General features: G+C 62.0%; 11 protein-coding genes. 7 read left to right on the top strand and 4 right to left on the bottom strand.

The features are described 5' to 3' along the window. The first annotated feature begins 111 nt into the window (after nt 1-111). From truB to VGN12_25335, 3 genes are all read left to right on the top strand, one after another. On the top strand, nt 112-1,032 hold the full coding sequence (truB, locus tag VGN12_25345; protein ID HEY4312801.1) for a tRNA pseudouridine(55) synthase TruB: 921 nt from the start codon (nt 112-114) through the stop codon (nt 1,030-1,032). Between the two features lie 148 nt (nt 1,033-1,180). Further along, the gene (locus VGN12_25340) at nt 1,181-2,242 is read left to right on the top strand and encodes a hypothetical protein (GenBank protein HEY4312800.1); all 1,062 of its coding nucleotides are present in this window, start codon (nt 1,181-1,183) and stop codon (nt 2,240-2,242) included. 500 nt (nt 2,243-2,742) lie between these two features. Beyond that, nucleotides 2,743-5,553, top strand: a complete 2,811-nt coding sequence (locus VGN12_25335) for a DNA translocase FtsK 4TM domain-containing protein (GenBank protein HEY4312799.1) — start codon at nt 2,743-2,745, stop codon at nt 5,551-5,553. A gap of 158 nt (nt 5,554-5,711) precedes the next feature. Here VGN12_25335 and VGN12_25330 read toward each other — a convergent pair whose 3' ends face one another. The 4 genes from VGN12_25330 to pilM all read right to left on the bottom strand — a co-directional run bounded on the left by VGN12_25330 (nt 5,712) and on the right by pilM (nt 16,034). Continuing rightward, nucleotides 5,712-9,779 (bottom strand): hypothetical protein, encoded by a 4,068-nt coding sequence (locus tag VGN12_25330; GenBank protein HEY4312798.1) that lies wholly within the window; start codon nt 9,777-9,779, stop codon nt 5,712-5,714. 601 nt (nt 9,780-10,380) lie between these two features. After that, a complete protein-coding gene (locus tag VGN12_25325; GenBank protein ID HEY4312797.1) occupies nt 10,381-12,153 on the bottom strand; it encodes a hypothetical protein in 1,773 nt (590 codons plus the stop codon). 63 nt (nt 12,154-12,216) lie between these two features. Beyond that, nucleotides 12,217-13,674 carry a hypothetical protein gene (locus VGN12_25320; protein HEY4312796.1) on the bottom strand — a complete coding sequence of 486 codons (1,458 nt, stop codon included), beginning with the start codon at nt 13,672-13,674 and terminating at the stop codon, nt 12,217-12,219. 17 nt (nt 13,675-13,691) lie between these two features. Continuing rightward, complete coding sequence (pilM, locus tag VGN12_25315) at nt 13,692-16,034, bottom strand: type IV pilus assembly protein PilM (GenBank protein ID HEY4312795.1); 2,343 nt, start codon at nt 16,032-16,034, stop codon at nt 13,692-13,694. A 362-nt stretch (nt 16,035-16,396) separates the two neighbouring features. Here pilM and VGN12_25310 point away from each other — a divergent pair, with 362 nt between their 5' ends. From VGN12_25310 to VGN12_25295, 4 genes are all read left to right on the top strand, one after another. After that, nucleotides 16,397-19,186 carry a hypothetical protein gene (locus tag VGN12_25310; protein HEY4312794.1) on the top strand — a complete coding sequence of 930 codons (2,790 nt, stop codon included), beginning with the start codon at nt 16,397-16,399 and terminating at the stop codon, nt 19,184-19,186. 30 nt (nt 19,187-19,216) lie between these two features. Beyond that, a complete protein-coding gene (gene cmk, locus VGN12_25305) occupies nt 19,217-19,879 on the top strand; it encodes a (d)CMP kinase (GenBank protein ID HEY4312793.1) in 663 nt (220 codons plus the stop codon). A gap of 71 nt (nt 19,880-19,950) precedes the next feature. Then, the gene (locus tag VGN12_25300) at nt 19,951-20,667 is read left to right on the top strand and encodes a lysophospholipid acyltransferase family protein (protein HEY4312792.1); all 717 of its coding nucleotides are present in this window, start codon (nt 19,951-19,953) and stop codon (nt 20,665-20,667) included. A 200-nt stretch (nt 20,668-20,867) separates the two neighbouring features. Next, entirely contained in the window at nt 20,868-21,188 is a 321-nt protein-coding gene (locus VGN12_25295) for a hypothetical protein (GenBank protein HEY4312791.1), read from the top strand. Nucleotides 21,189-21,229 lie beyond the last annotated feature (41 nt).

The raw sequence follows: 21,229 nt of genomic DNA, 5'->3' as shown, positions 1-21,229 counted from the left end.
CTTCCCGCACATTTACCTCGATAATCGACCGCTGGTAATCGCGAGCATAGACCATCTCGGTTCGTGCTGCCAATTGCGTCCCGCTGTGCCCCTTCGCAGAATTTGGATTTGATGCCCACTCCGACGTGTAGCAAGCCGCCGCTGTCAGGCGTCGTGAACATCAATAAGCCCCCCGGCAAAACGTCACGCGACGTCGTCGACATCGTAAAGCGGCTGGTTCGTCCTGAGCGCACAGGCCATGCTGGCACGCTCGATCCGCTGGCGACCGGGGTCCTGGTGATATGCGTCGGGGCCGCGACGCGATTGATCGATTACGTGCAACGTGCGCCGAAACGCTATCGGGCCACGTTTCAACTCGGTCGTTCGAGTCCCACCGAAGACATCGAAGGCGAAATCACCGAGCTACCCGACGCGCCGCGTCCCAGCTCTGATGCGATCGCCACGGCCGCGACGCGGCTCGTCGGCCAGATCATGCAGCGTCCGCCCGTTTACTCCGCACTGCGCGTGGCGGGCAAGCGCTCGTACGATCTGGCTCGAGCCGGGCGCGCCGTTGAGCTCGCTGCGCGGCCAATTTCGGTCTACGCGTTTGATATAATCGAGTACGCCTATCCGCAATTGATCGTCGACATCCGTTGTGGATCGGGAACGTACGTGCGTTCGCTGGGGCGCGATCTGGCCGAATCGCTCGGCACGGCCGCCGTGATGTCGGCGCTCGAGCGCACCGAGATCGGCCCTTTTTGCGTTGCCAACGCGTACTCCTGCAATCAACTGTCGCTCGACAATGTCACGCAGTGGCTACGTCCAATGCGTGACGCCGCGCCTGGTGTGCGAACAATGACTTTGAGCGCCGAGCAGATCGCAACGATCGCTCAGGGCCGGTTCCTTGATCTGAGTGGCACGGCCGAAGTCGACCATCAAGAGTTGGCCGCCCTGGACGAAGCCGGCGAGCTGGTGGCCATACTCAAGGCGCGCGGCGCAGGGGTCTTCGGGCCCAAACTGAACCTCGCTCCCCGCCCGACGTCAGCGCGCTAAGCGGCCGATCGCACAGCCTGGCGAAACTTTTCCGTTGCTAGCACTTATCAGAGGCTCATCAAAAGAAGTAAATCTACTCATTCCCACACCGCGATAATACAGTCAATCACGATGGAGTATCTGGCTATTCACAAGGCGGGGTGGGGAAATGCAGAGATTCTTCGCGGCGACATTCGTCGCCGCAGTGACATTCGCTTTTTCAACGGCTGTGCGTGCCGAGTACGCAGAGTACTACGACGGAGCGGCCGAGTCGCAGAGTGCTCCGGAACCAGCGGCCTCATACCAGGATAGCGCCGAGGATTGTTCGGGCGGCGCCGCAGTCGGCAGTTGTTACAGCGGATGCCGCAGTATCTGCGACAGCGATTTGCCCGAGTGCTGCGATTGCTTTAACGGGCGGAAGCGGCTGTTCGGCTTTCTACCAAGTGATCACTGCTTTGACCGTTTCATCAGCCCAATTTCGAACCCGTTCTTCTTCGAGGATCCGCGCTCGCTGACCGAAGTGCGGACGATCTTTATCGACAACACGCTACCGCGCGATAATACCGGTGGCGGTGATGTGCAGGTTTACGGAGCACAGTTTCGCGGACGCATTTCGGACCGTTTTAGCGTGATCGCGCCGCGCCTGGCGGATATGCAACTCAACAATAGTGACAACGGCCATCCGCACGGATTTATGTCCGCGCCGATTGGCGGTAAGTACAACCTGATTCGGGACGTCGATAACCAGTTTCTCGTTTCGGTGGGTGCGACTTATTTCATTCCCGGTTTCCGCAACGTGTTTCAAGGATTTGGCACCGGCGACTTCCACTTCTTCGCCACCGCAGGCAAGCAGATCTTCGATCGCGGCCACTGGATTAGCGGCTCCGGCTTCCGCATTCCCACAGACTCGAACTACGGAACGCAGATGTGGTACTGGTCGAACCAGTGGGACTACGAGTTGCCTGGCCACATCTATCCGCTGATGGGCGTGAACTGGTACCACTGGATGCGCAGCGCCGGCCTTAACGCCACGAACGGGCTGACCGGTCTCGACATCGTGAACCTTCCCACGGCCGCGGTCGCCGGCACCAACGTCGCCACTTACGTGATCGGCGCCCGTTGGAAGCCGAGCAGCCATTGGGAAGTAGGCGCCGGCTGGGAAACACCACTGACGCAAAACCACGACATCCTGCAAAACCGCGTCTATACGGACTTGATACTCAGGTATTAAGCCCGCCGCGAAATCCCCCTGACGCTGGATCGCCACAGCGCGGGCGGCAACCTTCCTGGATTGTCGCCCGCGTGTTGCATTTCGGTGGTGGCTAGTTCTCAGCGAGTGAACGCTGCTGACGTTAGCAAATCTTTGCCAGTCGTCATAAGCGGATCATGTCCGCGGTCGGCCATGCTTCCCACCTCGATTCGGCCGTAGCCGCCGTGCCGCGCCGCGCTAGACTTACTAACAGAAAGTCATCGAAAACGCTTCCTGCCGGTTCTGCCTGCCTCGCTGAACTTACTCTCGATGTGCATCAGGCAAGCCACACCCGCCGAAAAAATGCCGTTCGCGACAGGATGGGTTGATGGTCGATCTAACCAATATTGCCGAATCTCGCCCGACGGCTTCGTCGCGCGCGATTCGGCTCAGGACGAATGACGGGCACGGATGCGCCCTCCAAGACGTTGCCGCGAACGCCGCGAAACGTCGGTCTCACACCCGAGACGCATTGGTCGCACATGCCTGAAAATCGCAACATCAAGCGCGACATGATCGCGCTCGGCCTGGTCGCCTTGTCGGTGTTCCTCGGCCTGTCTCTCGTCAGCTATGACGCGGGTGATCCCCCCGCGCACCTGACCTATCCGCCACAGACCGAGACGCACAACGTCTGCGGGCCGCTCGGCGCGCGCGTCTCGCATGCGCTTCTCGAATCGCTCGGGCTGGGGGCGTACTACCTGTCGATTTCGCTCGGCGTCGTGGCCTTTCTATTATTGTCGCGACGTACACCGGACCTGGCCTGGATGCGAACCTTGGGCTGGGTCGTTTCCCTGGTTGGGCTGACAACGCTCTTGGCCATGGCCGCGCCCAGCCTTTCGCCGGGTCCCGTCGCCGGCTCAGGCGGTTACCTCGGCGCCGTGGGGCGCACGGTGCTGCAAACCCACCTGGCCACGGCCGGCGCGTATCTGGTCGTTTTGAGCGTGCTCGTCTGCGGCCTGCTCTTGTGTAGCGATTATCTGGTGTTTCGCGCTTCGGCGGTTGTGCTGGGCGTTCCGGCGCGCGCGGCGGGGCGCGGATTGTCGAGCGTGCGCGGCGCGATGGCCAAGCCCGAGAAGCCGGCTGCTCCGCGCACCGATCTCGGTGATGCCGAGACGCGCGACATGGCGGTAAAGATCCGCGGCAAGGCAATCGACAAGGTGGCCGCGGCCGAAGCCATCAAGGATGAAGAAATTGTCGAGACGGATGATGCGGCGACAGCCGAAACCGACAGCGGCGAAGAAGAAAGCGATGGCCAAGAGGATGAGGCGCCCGCTAGCGGACTGCGCATCAAGCCGCCAGCGAAGCGCGGCGAGCGTCAGGAAGTGATGGCTGCCCTCGACGCGGCGTCGCGCACTGAGGATACGCGCCCCTACGAACTGCCGTCGATCGACATGCTGGTCGAAGGCGAGCCGATCCATTTCGAGGAGCATGAAAAAGACGTCCGCCGCAAGGCCAAGATTCTGGAGAAGACGTTCCTCGACTTCGGCTTCAACGTGAAAGTCGTCGAGATCGAGACCGGGCCCGTGATCGCACAATTCGAAGTTGAACTCGAAGCCGGCCTCCGGCTAAGCAAGATCACGGGCCTGGCCGACGATCTGGCCATCGCCCTGCGCGTTCCCAGCGTGCGCATCGTGGCCCCCATCCCCGGCAAGAACACGGTGGGCATCGAGGTGCCCAACGCTGAACGGCAGACGGTTCGTCTGCGCGAAGTGATCGAAGAGGCCAACGACAAAGCCAGCAAGATGCGCATCCCGATTTACTTGGGCAAGGACGTCGCCGGCAATCCGATGGTCGTCGACCTGACGACGCTGCCGCACTTGCTCATCGCCGGCCGTACGGGAACGGGCAAAAGCGTGTGCTTGAACACGTTGATCGTGTCGATGCTCATGACCCGTCGGCCCGACGAAGTGCGCATGCTGCTGATCGACCCCAAGATGGTCGAAATGAGCAGCTACAAAACGCTACCCCACCTGATGCATCCGGTCGTGACCGACATGCGCAAGGCCGAGGCGATCCTGGCCTGGGCCGTCGACAAGATGGAAGAGCGTTATGCGCTGCTGGCCCGCGCCGGCGTTCGGCATATCTCGGGTTACAACCAACTCGGCGAAGAAGAGTTGATGGAGCGTTTGCAGCCCGAGAACGATGAAGAGCGTAAGAACATCCCCACGCATCTGCCCTACATTGTGATCGTGGCGGACGAAATGGCGGACCTGATGATGACCGCCGCCAAGGAAGTCGAAACGCACATTATCCGCCTGGCGCAAAAGAGCCGTGCCGTCGGTATTCACCTGGTGCTGGCCACGCAAAAGCCGACGGTCGACGTCATTACGGGTCTGATCAAATCGAACTTGCCCGCCCGCATCGCGTTCCAGGTCGCCAGCCGCACGGACAGCCGCGTGGTGCTCGACGAGATGGGAGCCGACAAGCTATTGGGCAACGGCGACTTGCTATTCCTGTGGCCAGGCACCAGTACGCTCATTCGCGGCCAGGGCACCTACGTCGGCGACGACGAGATCAACAAGATCGTCGAGTTCGTCGGCACCAACGAGCCTGAATTCGTCAAGGAGCTGGTACAGCTCAAGCCCGCGGCGCCGGCCGAAGCCGAGGCCAGTGCGCCGCGCCACCGCGACGATATGTATGATGCGGCCGTCGACGTCGTGATTCGCGAGGGACGCGGCAGCGTCTCGTTGCTGCAACGATCGCTAGGCATCGGATACGGCCGCGCCGCCCGACTGATCGACTTTATGGCCGAAGACGGCGTTGTCGGCACGTACAACGGCTCGCAAGCCCGCGAAGTTCTGATCACGATCGAGCAATGGCACGCCATGAACGGCGACGCCGTGGAAAAGCCTGAACCGCCCAAGGCGCGTCGCAACAAGGTCATGCCGGATCCCTCGCAGGAGGATGAACCAGCGCCGATTCCGTCGGGCCGTGCCCGCCATTCGGTGGTCTTGAACGTCGAACACTCCGACGCCGATGACGAGGAAGTGGACGAAGAAGAAGAGGGCGACGAAGTCACCGACGACTACGAGGACGAAGAATCCGCCGAGGATCAACTCGACGACGAGGCGGCCGAGGGCGAAGAAGCCGAGGTGCAGCCCACCAAGTCACGCGCCGCGGGCCGCGTCGCCAAGCCGCTCGCCCCGCAGGCCGCGTTCGACGAAGAGAACACCGGAGACGACTTCGAAGAGACCGACGAGGCCGAATCGGAAGAAGATGGCCACGATTCAATGGATAGCGACGACGACGCGGATAGCCCACCCGTACGCCGCTTCAAGGCCGAAAGCGCTTAGCGGCCATTGAAGAACCTGCTTCGAATGCAACGGCTGGCTCGTTCAGAGATGCGACTCTTTGGGTGCCACTGCCAATCATGCAGCGGCACCCAACGTCGCTATTCTTAACGCTCCGCAAGTCGATCACACGGCCCCAGGGCAATTGGGGCACGAGTCGCTTACGGATTCGGCGGGTTCTGACCCGTCAGGTTAAACTCTTCCTCTTCCTGAATGATGATGCGTGGTGTCACCATCATCATCAAGCTTTCGGTCTGACGACCGATGGCCGAGTTCTGGAACAGACGGTTGATGTACGGCAGCTTGTTGAGGATCGGGACGCCGAATTCGTTGCGACCTTCGCTCAACCGCTTCACACCACCCAGTAGCACGGTACCACCGTCAGGCACGCTGACCGTGGTACTGACGCTGACGAACGAGAACGTCGGCAACTGCACCGTTGTGCCTTCGCTGGTCGTCACGGTCGACGTCGTACGGCCGGTGGTGGAGTCTGTTGGGCCTAGCGACGAACTGTTGGACGTCGAACTGCTAGATCCTTGGAAGGTAAACGTGTTCACGGCGCCGATGCTGCTGAAGAACGGCACCAGCGTCAATCGCACGAAGCGTCGATCCTCGGACACCACGGCCTGCACCGTCAGCATCGTCCCTTCCGAGAGTACGACAATCACCGGTTGCTGGGCCGCCGCGAAATCACCCACGACCGGGATCACGCTGATCACGAACGGGCTTTGCGAAACGTCCGAGACCGAGGCGAGCTGTCCATTGAAAAGCGTCACCTTGGGTGCCTGCAGCACGTTGCTGCGGCGATCGCCCTGCGAGGCTTCGATGAAGAAGTAGGCCTCGATGTCGCTGAGGATGGCAAAGCCTAACGTGGCACCTGAACCGGCCGAGAAGCTGCCGAACTGCGGTACCGCGGCTGCGAAGCTTCCTTGCGTCAAGTCGACGTTCAAGTCGTCTGTGTATTGGCCAATGCCCGCGGCAGACGTACCGACCGTGGCCGACGTCTTCTGGTAGAGCTGCGGGTCGTAGCTCGACAGAGCCGAGCCCTGGTTGAGCGTTCCCACGTTCTGTCCACCAACCAGTGACGCCGGAGCATAGTCCTGCAGCGAGACCTGGAAGTCGACGCCGATACGTTCGAAGAAGCTGTCGTTGAGCGTAATGAACCGCACCTCGATCGTGACCTGCAAATCTTGCAGGCGGCGAAGCTGCGCTAACAGGTCGGCGATTTCCTCGTGTACGTCCTGCTTCTGGCTGATCACCAGGCTCAAGTTGTTCGGGAACCGCGTGACCGAGCCCGGCCCGCCGTTGGCATCCCAACTTTCAGGTTGGATCGTCTGCACGACCAGATCGATCAAGCTGTCGAAGTCGGGTTGTGCGCCACCGCTGAGTCCGCCGGGACCGGCGCCCATCGATTGACCGATGCCGGCCATCGGGCCGCTCGTTCCGCCCATCTGGGCGAGGATCCGCGGATCCAGCACGGCATTGGTGTTGCTGCCGCTGGCGCTGGCTACGGTCAACGGGGCATCGCCCGAGTAGACGCCGCCGACCATCCCTGATCGGGCGTTGGCCTGGGCGCTGTTCACGGCGCCGGTCAGGCCCATGTTGTTATCGGGGATGAAATTCGGAATCGGCATGACCAGGTCGCCGACGTTGTAGGTCACGGTATACACCTCGCCGTCGCGAAGCTGCTCGCTGGTGATGTTGAGCACTTCGTTCTTCACGACGTAGCTCAGGTGCAACGGCTCGAGGATCAGGTTCAAGGCGCTCCGCAACGAGATCGGTTCCGACAGGTCGATATTCACCGGCATGTCGGTCGTGACTCCTTCAGCCGCCAGTCCGCGCGGATCCAAATGGATATTCACGCCGGCCAACGTCTTCAGATGGTCCATGACCTCGCTCAGTGGCGCATCCTGGAACTTCAGCGATACGGGCGTGCGCAGGCTCTTTTCGATCTCGATTTCCTTCTCTGAGCGGCGTGCGCGCCCCTCGATCTTCTTGCGGAACGGCGACTTCGACAATTTCTCCCAATCGCGTACATCGGCGAACTGAATCGGCTTGCGATCGTCAAAGCCGATCGAGGCCTCATCGACGGATTGCAGTTGCTGCACGAAGCCGTTTTCCTTGTCGCTTTCGATCTGGCGGACTTTCGCCAGTCGGCGGACGAATTTGGCCTGCCACTGCAATTGCTGCACGACCGGCTCGTCCGGAGCCATTTCTTGCACGCGTTTGGCCACGACTTCCGCCTCGGCAAAGCGCTGCTCGTCCATCAAGCTGTTGAATTTCTCGATTTCCTGGGCCAGCTTGTCCTGCATTTCGAGCTTGGCCTGTTGCTCGCGATCCATCTCTCCCTTGACGGCCGCGTTGCGCTCGTCGAGTTCGATGCGGGGGCGGTTGAGCTCGATGTACTGCTCGACGTCGCCGATGCTGCGATCGGCGCTGCGCAGCAACCGTTCGCGTGTGTCTTGATCCAGGCCTGCCTTATCGACCATGACCCGCGCCTGGCGAAGAATTTCGAGCGATCGCTTGGGATCGCTTTCTTGCAAACGTTTCGCCTCGCTCTTCTTCGCCACCAGGTCCGCGATAACTTTCTTGGCCAGGACCTGCTGATCGACCGAGGTCTTGTTTAGCATCGAGCCCGCCTCGCCGGCGGCCGGCGGCAAGCGCTCGGGCGTGGCTTCGGGAATGGCTTGCGGCTCGAGCGAGGCATTGTCCGTCGATCCGGCCGGCGGCATCTCGGCGCTAGCGCGGCGCGTGGGATTCGTAGCACGGCTGGCCGGCGTGCGCACCAATTTCTCGGGCCGGGTATTGCGCAATTCATTGCCTACCGTGTTCGAAGCAGGCACCGTGCGCGTGGCGTCACGATCGGGCTCGAAATAGGCGCGCTGTCCGGCCGGCGCGGGTTGCGCGCCCGTTGCCGGTTGTGCAGCGACATCTTGCGGAACGGCCTCGGCCGATTCGGTCATCGCCGGCTCGGCCGGCGCGGCACCCGTGACTTGTCCGACGGCTTGCGCTTCGAAGGCAGCCGGCGCCACGGCATTGTCGCGGAAGCGACCAGTGCGGCGACGGGCCACGGCAATACGATTCAGCACGTCTTGCGGTTTGGCGTCGAACGGCCCGTAGTTGACCGGCAGGTGCGAAGCGTCGCTGGCCAGTCGCTCGGCGTCGTCGAATTCTTTCCACAGCAGCAGCGATTCCGCCTGTGACATCAGCAACTCGACCTGCCGGCGACGGAAGGCCTCGCTGTCCTTGGGAATGCGCAGTTGGGCGAATTCCATCTGCTTCTGGATGGCCGCCTCGATCTTTTCCGGATTGTCTTCGTGCAGATCGTAACGCATGGACATCGCCTTTGCCTTGGCCGCCATGGCCGCGGCACGAGCCGTATCACCAACGGCCAGGGCCTTGCGCGCGGAAACCAGCAGACTGTCACTAGCGGCGCGGGCTTGATCGCCCACGGCCGTTACTGCCTCGGCGCCAACTTCAGGAGCCATCTCGGCGGCGACTTCGGCCGCCATCGCGGCGTCGATCATGGCGCCCGCCGCTTGCTGTAGCGGTTGCGCGGCGAGCTCCTCGCCCGGAGCGGCTCCCGCGGTCGAGGTCGGCAGTCGCACCATGGTCGGTTCGGAGGCTGTAACGGCCGCGGCGCGGTCGACAGCCTCGAAGGGATTCGCGCCGCGCGCCTCGGCGCCGGCCATGCGACGGTCGTTGACAGGCGGGAAGGATTGTTCGTTACGCAGGGACTGACCGTCGGCGACGCGCTCGGCGGTCGGGGCACGCTGTCCCTTCAGCGGACGTTCGCCCGGAGCCTTGATCGTGCCCGGCGCGGCGACCTGGCCGGCGGGCGGAATGTCCGATTTCGCATCGCGCCCCTTGCCCGCGATCGCTTGTTTCGTGGGAGCCTTCGAAGCGGGGCGTTGCCGCTCCAAGTCGCGCCGCGCCTTTTCCGGCGTGTCGCCGAAATAAATCTTTCCGAATTGCACGTGCTGTGCTTCGGCCTGCGCGATCAAGGAATCGGCAGTGTCCCAATCGGCTTCGGTCATCGCTTTGCGGGCGCGCCCCAACAGCGACAACACTTCGCGCTTCGAATCACCCGAGCGAGGCATGGTTTGCCCGCTCGCGGCCATCGCGCTAAAGGTTGCGACCGCGATGGTCGAAGTATTGGCCAGGCAACGCGTGCCGCACGGCGCGATCACCGTCAAAGAGCCGACGAAAATGGCGAACGAGTTTTTCAACACGCCCTCCTTCAAAAGTCTCAGGCCACGGACAGTCGGATTCGGCGCGCTGTGAGATTGCGCCAGAGGCGCTTGGGTGTCGATCATGCTTCGGTCACACGTCTTGATCATGGTGGATGCCAACAATCTTTTGCGCCGGCACATCGGCGTTAACGTGCCGTCGTATTTGTTCTGACCCTCAAGCGGTTCTCACCGGCCGAGCGGTAGGAACCGTTACGAACGCCTGCAAACGAGTCTGCCGGCGACAGCCTGTGAGCCATCGCGATATGACTAAAACTTGAGAGGAAACTTGGAATTCCGCAGAAGAGAGGCGGTTAAGTACTCGCCGAGGGAATTCCGGTCAATATCACTTGCCGAAAACAGGCCGAATCGTACGGACTGCTACCAGGCGCGAAATACGCCTGGCACAGTGAAAATCCCGGGGTGCAGAGCGGCGAGAGATCCCGAGAGACTTAGCGGCGCACGAAGCTGTGCGCCATTGCGCGCAGCAAGCGTTTGAAGGCGTGGCCGCTATTGCCAGCGTCTTGGTGTTGCCGAAGTACGATGCTGGCGGGGGAAAGGCTTTTAGAGGGCTAGCAGTTAGCGTTGATCCAAACGGCGACTACTTGCCCCCTTTGGCTCCGCCGGTTGCCTTCGCAGCGGCTCCCCCCAAGCCTCTTAGTCCGCCCCCTTCGGGCTTGCCCTTTTTGCCCTTGTCGTCCTCTTCGTCCTTTTCCGGGGGCGGTTTCATTGCCTCTTGCAACTGCTTGAGCCGCTGCTTCGTAGGTTCGTAAGTTTCGGCATCGGCCAGTTCGCTGCGAACGGTCAGCTTGCCATTAGGCTCGAGCACCAGAACCTGGCTGGGGGCCCGCGCTCGCGGCCCGCCTGGAATGGCCAGGCTATCGCCGCCGGTCATGTCGACGACCAACATGTCGGTGTTGAAGGGAATCAACCGCGGTTCCGGCGAGCCGTTGCCGCGATCGATGGGAACTTCTTCGGCCGCGAAGTTCGCCACTTGCCCACGGACGAGCTCGACGAGTCGTGAAGCGTCGACCGCCTCTTTCTGATCCCACATGCGCAGCACGACTTCCAACTTGCCGTCATTGACGTTGCGCGACGGCTTGATGCCGCCGGCCAGCATACTGAAACCACGCGGGATATTTACTTCCGCGGAAGGTTCGCTCCACGGAGCCTGACGCGTCAGCCCTTTGGCAAACGCAGCGTTGGCCAGGTACTGGGCGCCGACGCCGTAATTCGGATTATCCAAGACCAACCGCACGCGGTAGCGATAGGTCTTGCCCGGCACCACGGAAAAATCGAAGACACGAAACAGCTTATTGTCGACCAGCACGCTGGGCGTGCTGTTAGCGACTACGGCGCGATTTGCGCCGGGATTGCCTCCACGCAGTCCGCCCCCACGACCACGAAGCCCATCACCGCCGCCGGCCGGCGCGGCTTGCGGGGCCGCATTGCCGCCCCCTTGGGGTTGTGGACCGACGGGAATCTTTGGATGGCCGACCGAGCGATCATGTTCCTTGCCGCTGATCTTGGGAATCGGTTTCGTTAAGGTCCGATCCTCGAACACCGGATCGACCGGGTCGACGGCGATTTCGCCGATCGTCGCCTCTTCGGCCTCGGCCTGCTTGCGGTCGAGCAGCACCCACTTCAACTCGGCGTCGGCCGAGTTGCCTGGCGGAACTTCGGCCCGCTCGATTTCAAAGGAATGGTAATTCGGATAGTCGAGATCCGCCTGAGCAAAGCGGACGTCGCGGAACGCGGTGCGGTACTCCTTCACCTGGCTGGCGTAGGGAATCAGGCCCGTAATCACGGCCCATTGTTTTCCCTTCACGGAACTGCCCGCGGCCGGTCGTGCCGCACCTGGATCCGGCGCAGCGCCTCCCGCCGCGTTAAGGGCGCCGCGCAGGCCGCCGCTGGGATTCGCCCGCGGCGCGGCGGCCTGAGGTGCCGCGCCGGGTTTTTCTCCGTCCGCCGCCGGGGCGCGGACCAAAATCGCGCCATAGCCAGGCGCGATGTGCAAATCCTGCAGGGCGAGAAACTTCGGCTCCGGGCGACGCTTCTTCATGTCGAACGCCGGGCGATTCCACCCGGTATCCGTTCTCCACACAACGTCCTGAACATCACGCGGTTCGGGCAGCTCCTTGACCGGCGGAACATCAGCCGCGGGATCGAACGTCGACGCAGTCACCTTCGAGTCCACACGCGAGGCGGCGTCCATGAAGTCCTTCGGCACCTTGTCATAGGGCGAATGCTTCAGCGCCCCGATGCAGAAAAACAGAAAGCCGAGAATGAAGAGACCGAATACCCCTTTCTCAACATGCACCGTGAGAAACTCGAGGAGTTGGGCCTTGTCGAACTTTTTGATTTTCATTTTCATACGATTCTCCGCCGCTGTATTTCCGTCATCAGACTCAGCCGGAAGGGTGCCTGCGAATGATGGTTAGTTACCGCGCATTCCACCGCCGCCGCTGCTGCCGCCGGAGCGCGGCGCTTTGACAACGGCCGCGGGAACGCCGGCCGGGCGTTTGCCGGGATCAGCCGCCGAACCGGTCCCCAGTTTCTCGGCGTCAGGCGGATTGAAGATCTGCAGCAAGCCACAGATCTCGACCGTGACGTCCGCGGGCGTGGCCTCGACGTCGTTATTCGCGTTCGCGGCATTACCCCCCTGGGGGCGCGCCGCGGGGGCATTGTTCTGGTTGACACGCAATCCGCCCTGTCCTGCGCCGCCGGCCGGAGCATTCGGTTTGTTGCCCGCCGACATCAGTGGTTCGTCCATCGTCAGGCGGACGACCTCGATCGGCACTTCGGCATTGGCGCAGTTCACCAGCAGGTCGGGAATCTTGCGCTGGTCGATAACGACCTTCAAACGGACGAACATCAGCTTGAACTCGGCATAGGGGGGCGCGTCCGCGGCGCCGAGCGGCAGCCCAGTATCGGCCAGATAGCGCCCCGCCAAGAGTTCGTCATCCATTACCTTTTCGCGCTCGGCGGCCGTGGCACCCTCGGGAAGCGCTTCTCCGCCACCGCCGCCTGCGCCCCCACCGCCCAATCCGCCGCCGCCACCGCCGGTTTCGGCAGTCTTGTCGGCATAAACTTTAGGACTTTCGCGCACCGCATCATTGATGGCCCACTGCGCGATATCGAGCGAATCGATCCGTTTGATCGGCACGGCAATGACGTCCGCCGCACCCTCGTTTGTCTTACGAATGACCCGGGCCAGGTTCTGCAAAACCCAAATGTCTTCTTGTGCCAGGCGAAGGTTCAGCGTCGAAGGAGTCCCCGGCTCATTCATGAGCGTGTAGCGCTGCACGAGAGATTTGTGATGCGCGGCATTCCAAACGACGAGGCCTTCCATGGTCTCTTCGACTTCCTCCGGTGCCTCTTCACGCTTGTCCGCAGCCGGTTTCGCCTTGTTCGGGTCGTTTATGGCGTCCTCGGGCACGATCTTGGGATGGCGATAGTCCGCCATGGCGAAGACTTTGTCGTGCAGGTCCTTGAGGAAGACCTCGCTACTGCGGCAGCGCCCGCGGTATAGGTCGGGAATCGGCTCTTCCGGTTTCAGCGGCGCAATGTCCGCGGCTACCAACTCGGGCCAACTGAAGGTTTTTTGCTGCGCGTCGTACGCCTTTTGCCATTCGGCCAGAACTTGCTTTTTCAGATCTTCGTTCTTGCTGTTAACGCCATCGGTAAATTGTTGATTCGCCGGATGGGCTGATTTGTCGACATCCTGCAGATCGTTGAAGCTTTTCGTGACGAGGTCCTGATTGGTTTTCGTCGCGCTGGCCAACGTGTTCGCGCCGCTCCACCAGCAGAGAAAACCAACCAGCGCAGTCAATACCGACAGCACCCAGAAGTGATGCTTCTTCAACTGACGCAGGAAAACTTTCACTTGATCCATCGCGTGGCACTCGCAGGTCAGGGATTAGGAGCGGCGGCCGCCGGCGCCGCGGGATTGTCCTCGGCGGGCGCAGCGCCTGCGGGGGGCGGACTATCGCCAGCCGGTGCGGCAGGCGCTTCTCCGGCGGGGGGCATCGGCTGTTCGCCGCCGGGAGCCGCTTCCGCGGGCGCACCCTCGGCCGGAGCAGCAGGCGTTGCGGGGGCGACAGCCGCGGGCGGAGCCGCAGCCGCTGGTGCGGCCTCTTCGGTACCCTCAGCGGGAGCGCCTTCCGCGCCCGGTGGCGGTTCTTCTTTCGGCGGCTCGTCGAGCCAGCAAAGTTCCACAACGAAATCAAAGCGCGGCGCGGGAATCAGCTTGGGTTGACCTGGGACACCATCGGCGTCGCCGCCGGCATCCCCTGCTTCCAGTTTGTTTTCCCAGGAACATTCGTACGTACGGGCACCGTTGGCGGGAACCACGACCGGGAAGGCCAGCCCGAGTTCTTTCAGATCGATCTCGATCGGGCCCCCCTCTTTTCGATCCTGTTCGGGAATCGAAATCTTTGCCGCCTTGAGATTCTTGATCAGCGTCTGCCGTACGTAGCTCTCCTTGCTCGTCTCGAGATGGACCTTGTCATTGTGATAGTGATACCCACGCAGCGAAATGACCCAACCTGAGCCGGTGGGGCCGGTGCCAGGGTCCGGCGCCGCCGCTTCGGCCGGGGGCGGTTCGGCAGCAGGAGGAGCGGGCTCGCCCCCTTCACCAGCCGGCGCGGCCTCGGCTGCCGGCGCTGCCGGAGGCGCGGGCGGGGGCGTTGTCAGCTCAGGCTTATCGAATTCCTGGATCGCTGTGTACCACGGCGCCACGTCATCCAGATGCTGCGCCTGAATCGACAAGATATTCAATGACTTCCGCTTCGTGACGTCGGCCGGGAGTTCTCCTTCGTCCACGGGTAAGGCGAGATTCAGCGCCTTCCAGACCTCGAGCCAGCGCTCGCGCCGCTCAGCCGACGGGACTAGGCTCTGCCCCACGTCGCTGGTCTTCTTGTAATCCTCTTTGGACTTGGTGTAGCTCGATTCGAAGCCGCGGGCACGCGTCACCACTTCGCCAGCCCGGGCCACAGCGGGGGCAAAATAATTTGGCTGCAGCACCGCGTTCCAAGCGCGCCAATAGCCGAAGTAGCTGACCGTGCAGCCCAACAACAGCGCGGCCGCGGCGCCGACGGCCCACGGCTTCTTGGCGCGGATCATGCGATCTTTCATGATCTCGCGCGGCAAGAGGTTCGTGCGGATGGCCGATTCTTTCAAGCCCTGCAGCACCAGGCCGTAGCAGACGCCGAAGCTGGCCACGTTTTCCTTGAAGGCCGGCGCGTCGACGACCGCGGGACCGGTCAGCCCACGGAAGCTCTCCAAGCGGCTGAAATCATTTCCCAGGTTTTGTGCCAGATAGCGCTGCAGACCGGGAAGCTTCATCGCGTTCCCTAGCCCCACCACGCGACCGATCTTGGCGCGACGATCAAGAGTCGAGAAAAAATTAATCGAGCGCTGCACTTCGGTCAGCAAATCGTTGAACACCGGACGCATGGCCTGGAACAGCGCCTTGGGATCCTCGGCCTTGGCGGCGTTACGTTTCAGATGTTCTGCCGTGGCGAAGGTGAGCTTCAACTCCTTAGTCAGCGCCTTGGTGAAGTGATTGCCGCCGATCGGCACGCTGCGCTGCCAGACGCGAAAGCCGTTGGTGACAACCAGGTCCGTGGAGTCGGTGCCGAGCGAGAGCAACACGGTCGACGGCGGAGGAGCGTCGGGATCGTATTCGCTGGGGGCCGGCAGATCCTGCATTTGATCGAAGACGATGAAGTTGTAGAGCGCCAACGGCGTAAGTTGTACGAAATCGACTTCGATGCCGGCATCGATGAACGGTTTCAGCGCGCGATAAACCTGATCACGCTTCATGGCAAACAGGCCGACCTCGGTCTCGAGCGCAAAGCCTTCTTCTTCGCTGCCGCCGACCATCTTCTGGTAATCCCAGACGACGTCTTCCAGCGCGAATGGGATCTGCTGCCGCGCTTCGTACTTGACGATGTCGGGAATCTTTTTCGATTCAACCGGCGGCAGCTTGATGAACCGCGCCAGGCCGCTTTGACCGGGGACCGAAACCGCCACCCGATCGCCGCGCACGCTATTGCGCGACAGGAATTGGGCGATCGCTTCTTGAACCAGCGCTACGGGATCCGACTCAGGCTGGCTGAGGATCTTGGGATATTCGATATAGTCGAATGCCTCGGCCACGACTTGCGACGCGTCGGACCCTGGGCGGCAGCGCAGCGCCTTTAGCGCGCACTGGCCGATATCGATACCCCAAACGGCATCACTTCTGGCCATGCCAATCTTCCTCGCTCTGGACCGCCGGGCCGAATCAGGCCCTTCTGCTGGGCAACCCGGGCCTGAAAAAGGCCATGATGGGAACGCGGGGGTCGCCTGCCCTATTCCAAGCCTAATTATCGAGTTACATAAACTAGTGTCAACCAGATTTGGGGACGTCGCAAGAGCCTGGATCGTGAAAATTACCACGAACTGGCCGTACCCTTCCGTCATTACTCCGAGGGTTCGGATGGAGCGCCGGTTCTGCGGCCAACGACCAGCCGGCGCCGGCTCGACTTCCCCTGGCGAGCGGGCTATCGTGGACTTCCCAGCCGCCGCACCCCTGACCGCTCTCGGGCCGTTCGCCCGAACTCATTGCCCCTATGAAATTTGAAGAAGCCTGCGTCCTCCTGCCTTGTCATAGCCTGGAGGATTTTCCCACGCATTATGAGGGGGCATCGGCCGAGGGTCTGCTGGCCGCCTGGTCCGCGCTCTGGCACCCGGCGCTACTGGCCACGACCGGTCGGCTGCCGACCTGGTACCGTGCCGATGGTCCGCCCGACGCGCTCGCGGGGCGGCTGATCGTGATCCCCTCGACCAGCGAATCGCAGCTATTGGCCGGATGGGTATCGCGCGCCACGGGTGAAGGGGCGCACGTCGTACGGAAGCTGACGCGCCGAGGCGATATCGTTTCGGCAGCGCTCGCGGGGCTCGACGAGCAACCCACGCTCGACCCGAAATTGACGGCCGACTTTCTGGCGCTCGGCTACGGTTACCTGGCCGTGGAATTGCTCACCCGGCAGATGCGCTACATGAGCAATATCGACGAGGTCCACCTGCAGAACGAGGCGTTGGCCGCGGCGCGAGCCTGCGTGGCCGGCGATGCCGAGACGACACGGCGTCATTTGCAAAATAGCTTCGAGGTGCTGGTCGAAGCGCGTGAGCGCTTCTATCCGGTCGACGCCTTCCTGATCGACCTGACGCTAGTCGCGCCGACCACGGTTGGCGAATCTTTGCGCACGCAGCTCGGCGGTGATGTTCCGCAGAACTTGTTGATCTCGGGGGACACCCTGGCGCATTTGGCCGAAGCCGCGCCAGAAACCTTGGTCGCGTTGCGCGTGGCGCTAGACCATCAAACGGTGTCATTGGTCGGCGGAGAGCAGAGCGAGCGCGAGCTGCCGCTGTTGCCGCTTGAAGAAACCTTGACCGAGTTTCAGGCCGGAGTTCGCACCTACCAGGATCTGCTCGGCCAGGCGCCGCGCGTTTATGGCCGGCGGCGATTCGGCCTGTCACCCGTGTTGCCGCAATTATTGTCGCGCTTCGGCTTCATTGGCGCGGTCCATGCGACGCTCGACGACGGGCGGTTCGCGACGGCTTCGCAAGCCAAGGTTCGCTGGGAGGGGCTCGACTATTCGGCGATCGACGCCCTGGTGCGATTGCCGCTGGATGCGAATCGGCCCGATACGTTTCTAGGTCTGCCACGCACCTTGGGCGAGTCAATGGATCGTGACCATGTCGCGACGATCGTGTTCGCGCATTGGCCATCGCAGGCCGACACGTTTTACGGTGACCTGCGACGAATGGCGGCGTACGGACCGGTCCTGGGGAAGTTCGTCACGCTCGAAGAATACTTCACCAATACCGCCAGCCCCGGCGAGCTAATCAAGTTCAAAGCCGACGGATACCACGCGCCTTATCTGCGACAGGCCGCGGCGCAGAACGAGTCGCAACCGATCTCGGGATTCGTGGACCAGCACGCCCGACAGGCGATACGTTATATGGTCCAGGCGATTGATGCGATGACGGTAAGCATCGGTGGCGCGATCCCAGGACGGCATGACGAGTCGGGAAGTGAGCCCGACAACGAGCTAACGAGTGAAGTGAACGAATCCGCAGCGCGACTATCGTCGGTGCTGGCCCCGCCCGGCGCCTCGGCGACTGGCCTGCTGGCTGTAAATCCGCATAGTTTCGCGCGCCGGCAGTTGATCGACGTTTCGTCGCTCAGTGGTTTGCCGGACGTCGAAGGCGCGGTTGTAGCGGCGCAAGAGTCGAGTGGTCGTCGCGTCGTTGTGGCCGATATTCCAAGCATGGGATTTTGCTGGCTGTCGGCAGGAACGCCTGCGCCGGCGGCAAAGAAGAAAAGCCCCCCGCCGATTGCTGCCGGCACGACCCTGGCCAACGAGTTCCTGCGCGTTGAGATCAATCCCGCAACGGGCGCCATTCAAGCGATCTACGACTTGGCGCAGCGCGGGAATCGATTGGCCGTGCAACTGGCGCGGCGGACTCCTCCACCGCCGCCCCGGCCTGGCGACGTGTGGCGCGATACCGACGAAGGAGCCGAATATTCCGTGATGGTGGCCGACGCCGTCGAAGTTACTGAAACCGGCACGGCCGTGGGCGAGATCACCAGCCGTGGGCGGCTGGTCGATGCGACCGGCCGCGAGCTCGCGCGCTTTACGCAGCGCTATCGATTGGCTTTCGGCGCCCGCGTTGTGCAGATCGAAACCGAGCTCGAGATTGCACAGCCGGCGGCAGGCGATCCTTGGGAATCTTTTTTCGCAGCACGGTTCGCCTGGCCGGATGAGGATGTGGAGATTCTTCGCGACGTGGGACTGGCACGACAAAAGAGCGAGGCGCGCCGGCTCGAAGCGCCGCTTTACATTGAGCTTCGCGGTAGCCGTGCCACGACCACGATCCTGTCCTCCGGGCTACCTTATCATCGTCGCGTCGGGGGGCGAATGCTCGATAGCCTACTGGTGACAGCCGCCGAAACACGCCGCGTGTTTCGGTATGCCGTTGGTTTCGACCTCGCTCATCCCATGCAGCAGGCGATCGAGCAGTTGGCCCCGATCGTCGTCGTTCCTCAAGCGGCGCGACCGGCCGGTCCACACACGTCGAACTGGTTGTTTCATGTCGATGCGAAGAACGTCGCGGTGACGCATTGGCAGGCGCGGCGGGACGAAGGGCAAGGACCGCTCGTGCGGGCGCGGTTGGCCGAAACCGAAGGGCTGGCCGGTCGCGTCCGGCTGCGTGCAGTACATGATGTAATGCAGGCGAGACACCTCGATTTTCGCGGACAAACGCTGGCCGAGTTGCCCGTCGCCGGAGATTGTGTCACGATCGACGTGGCACCGTTTGAACTAGTCGAAATTGAAGTACGTCTGCGCGGATAATCGACTCTCGCGATCCCTCTCATTTGAATCATGATCGTTACCATCGACGGACCGGCGGGTGCGGGCAAGAGCAGCGTGGCGCGAGCGCTCGCGCAGCGTCTGGGGTTCGCATTTCTCGACACCGGTGCTATGTATCGGACCGTGGCGCTCGCTGCCCTGCGACAAGAACTCTCCTGGGACGATCCGCAGGCCCTCGCTGCATTGGCGCGGGCGTCGAACATCGAAGTTCGGGAGGACGGGACGTTTCTCGAAGGGCAGGACGTCAGTCAAGAAATTCGCAGCCACGCCGTGACCTCGGCCACACATTACGCGGCCAATAACCCAGCGGTCCGTGTCCACCTGGTGGAATTACAACGGCAAGTCGCCGGACGCTTGGATATCGTCACCGAGGGGCGCGACCAGGGAACCATCGTCTTTCCGCAGGCCGAGTGCAAAATATTCCTGGATGCCTCGCCCGAGGAACGAGCTCGCCGGCGGCAGGCCGATTTAGCGGCCCGTGGCGAGAAGCTAAGCTTGGAAGAGGTGCTCGCCGATCAAAATCGTCGCGACGAAAGTGACGCGTCGCGCGAGGTGGGGCCACTGGTCGCAGCCGTGGACGCCGTGCATTTCAGCACCGACGGACTGGCAGCCGAAGAGGTCGTCGATCGCTTGGAAGTGCTCGTGCGGGCTCGGATGCCGCAACCGACAAACTGAAATCACCGCGCGGACGATAGGCATGACTGTCACCGGTAAACAACGCGTCATCGGTAGTTGAGACGGTTCGCATGGCCGATCGATCACTCGCGAAGGAACTTTGGTACCGGTATCTGCAATTCACGACTCGAATGGCTTTTATTGGACTGTGCAGTGTTCGTTGCACGGGACGCGAGAACGAACCGGCGACCGGCGGCGCGTTGGTGCTCTCGAATCATCAAAGCTTGTTCGATCCGGTATTAGTCGGCATGACGTTCAATCGTCGCATGAACTACATGGCGCGTGAGACGCTGTTCGCGTTTCCGCCGTTTCGCTGGTTGATCCAATCGGTCGATGCCATTCCGATCGACCGCGAGGGGTTAGGGCTCGCCGGGTTGAAGGAAACTCTGCGACGCGCGAAGCGCGGCGAAATGGTGCTGATCTTTCCCGAAGGCACTCGATCGAGCGATGGAGAGGTGACCACGCTCAAGCCCGGCTTCTCCGCATTGGCTAAACGCGCGAAGGTACCGCTCATTCCGGTCGGCATCGACGGAGCGTATCAAGCCTGGCCGCGCGATCACTTGTTCCCGGGCTTGTCGACGATCCACGTCCACGTCGGCGAACCGATTTCCGCCGAGGAAGCCGCGAACACGGGCGAGCGCGAACTCGTGGTCGAGGCCGAGCGCCGCATCCGCCAGTGTCACGAAATCGCCAAGCAAGCCCGATTGCGGGCCATGAATGAATCCGCCATCCCCCGCCCAACGCCACGCGTTACATCGCAAACGGAATTAGGCACGCACGTCGCGTAACAGCGCCATTCCGCCCATCATTTGTGGCCGTAGCGGTGCATTTTCTGGGGCCTCGACTGCAACGCCCCTCGATGATTCGCAGCCTCGGCAACAAATAGTTGCATCACATGGCGCGGACATTAACATGACCTGCGACAGAGCAGTGCGAATGTTTGGGGCTCTTCGCGTCATCGGGCGACAAGCTGCTTTGGGGGCAAAATATGAAACGTTCGAAAATTCGCCAATTCTTGGCGTGCGCGCTCGTCTGCGCACCGACACTCGCGATCGGTCTCCTGGTGCCTTCGCACGTGGCGCGGGCGGATTCGTTCACCATCGTGGCCGGATCGGATGCCAATGTCACCGGCAACACGGTGAATATGTATCCTCCCGGCTCGTACGGCCTGGATATGAATTTCTTCGACGCCACTCACGCCATTGTCGATGTGCCGCTCGGTTACATACCGATCAACGCTACGATCAATGGCGTTAAGGCAAATTTCCGAGAGATCGGCTACGCGACGCAACCGCGGCCGGCACCTTGATCGGATCGTACAATTCCATCACCCTTGGGTCGGGATTACAT

This window comes from Pirellulales bacterium, from assembly GCA_036499395.1.
Taxonomy (GTDB): domain Bacteria; phylum Planctomycetota; class Planctomycetia; order Pirellulales; family JACPPG01; genus JACPPG01.
Note: the sequence above shows the minus strand (reverse complement) of the source record. Positions and strands in the feature narration are given on the sequence as shown.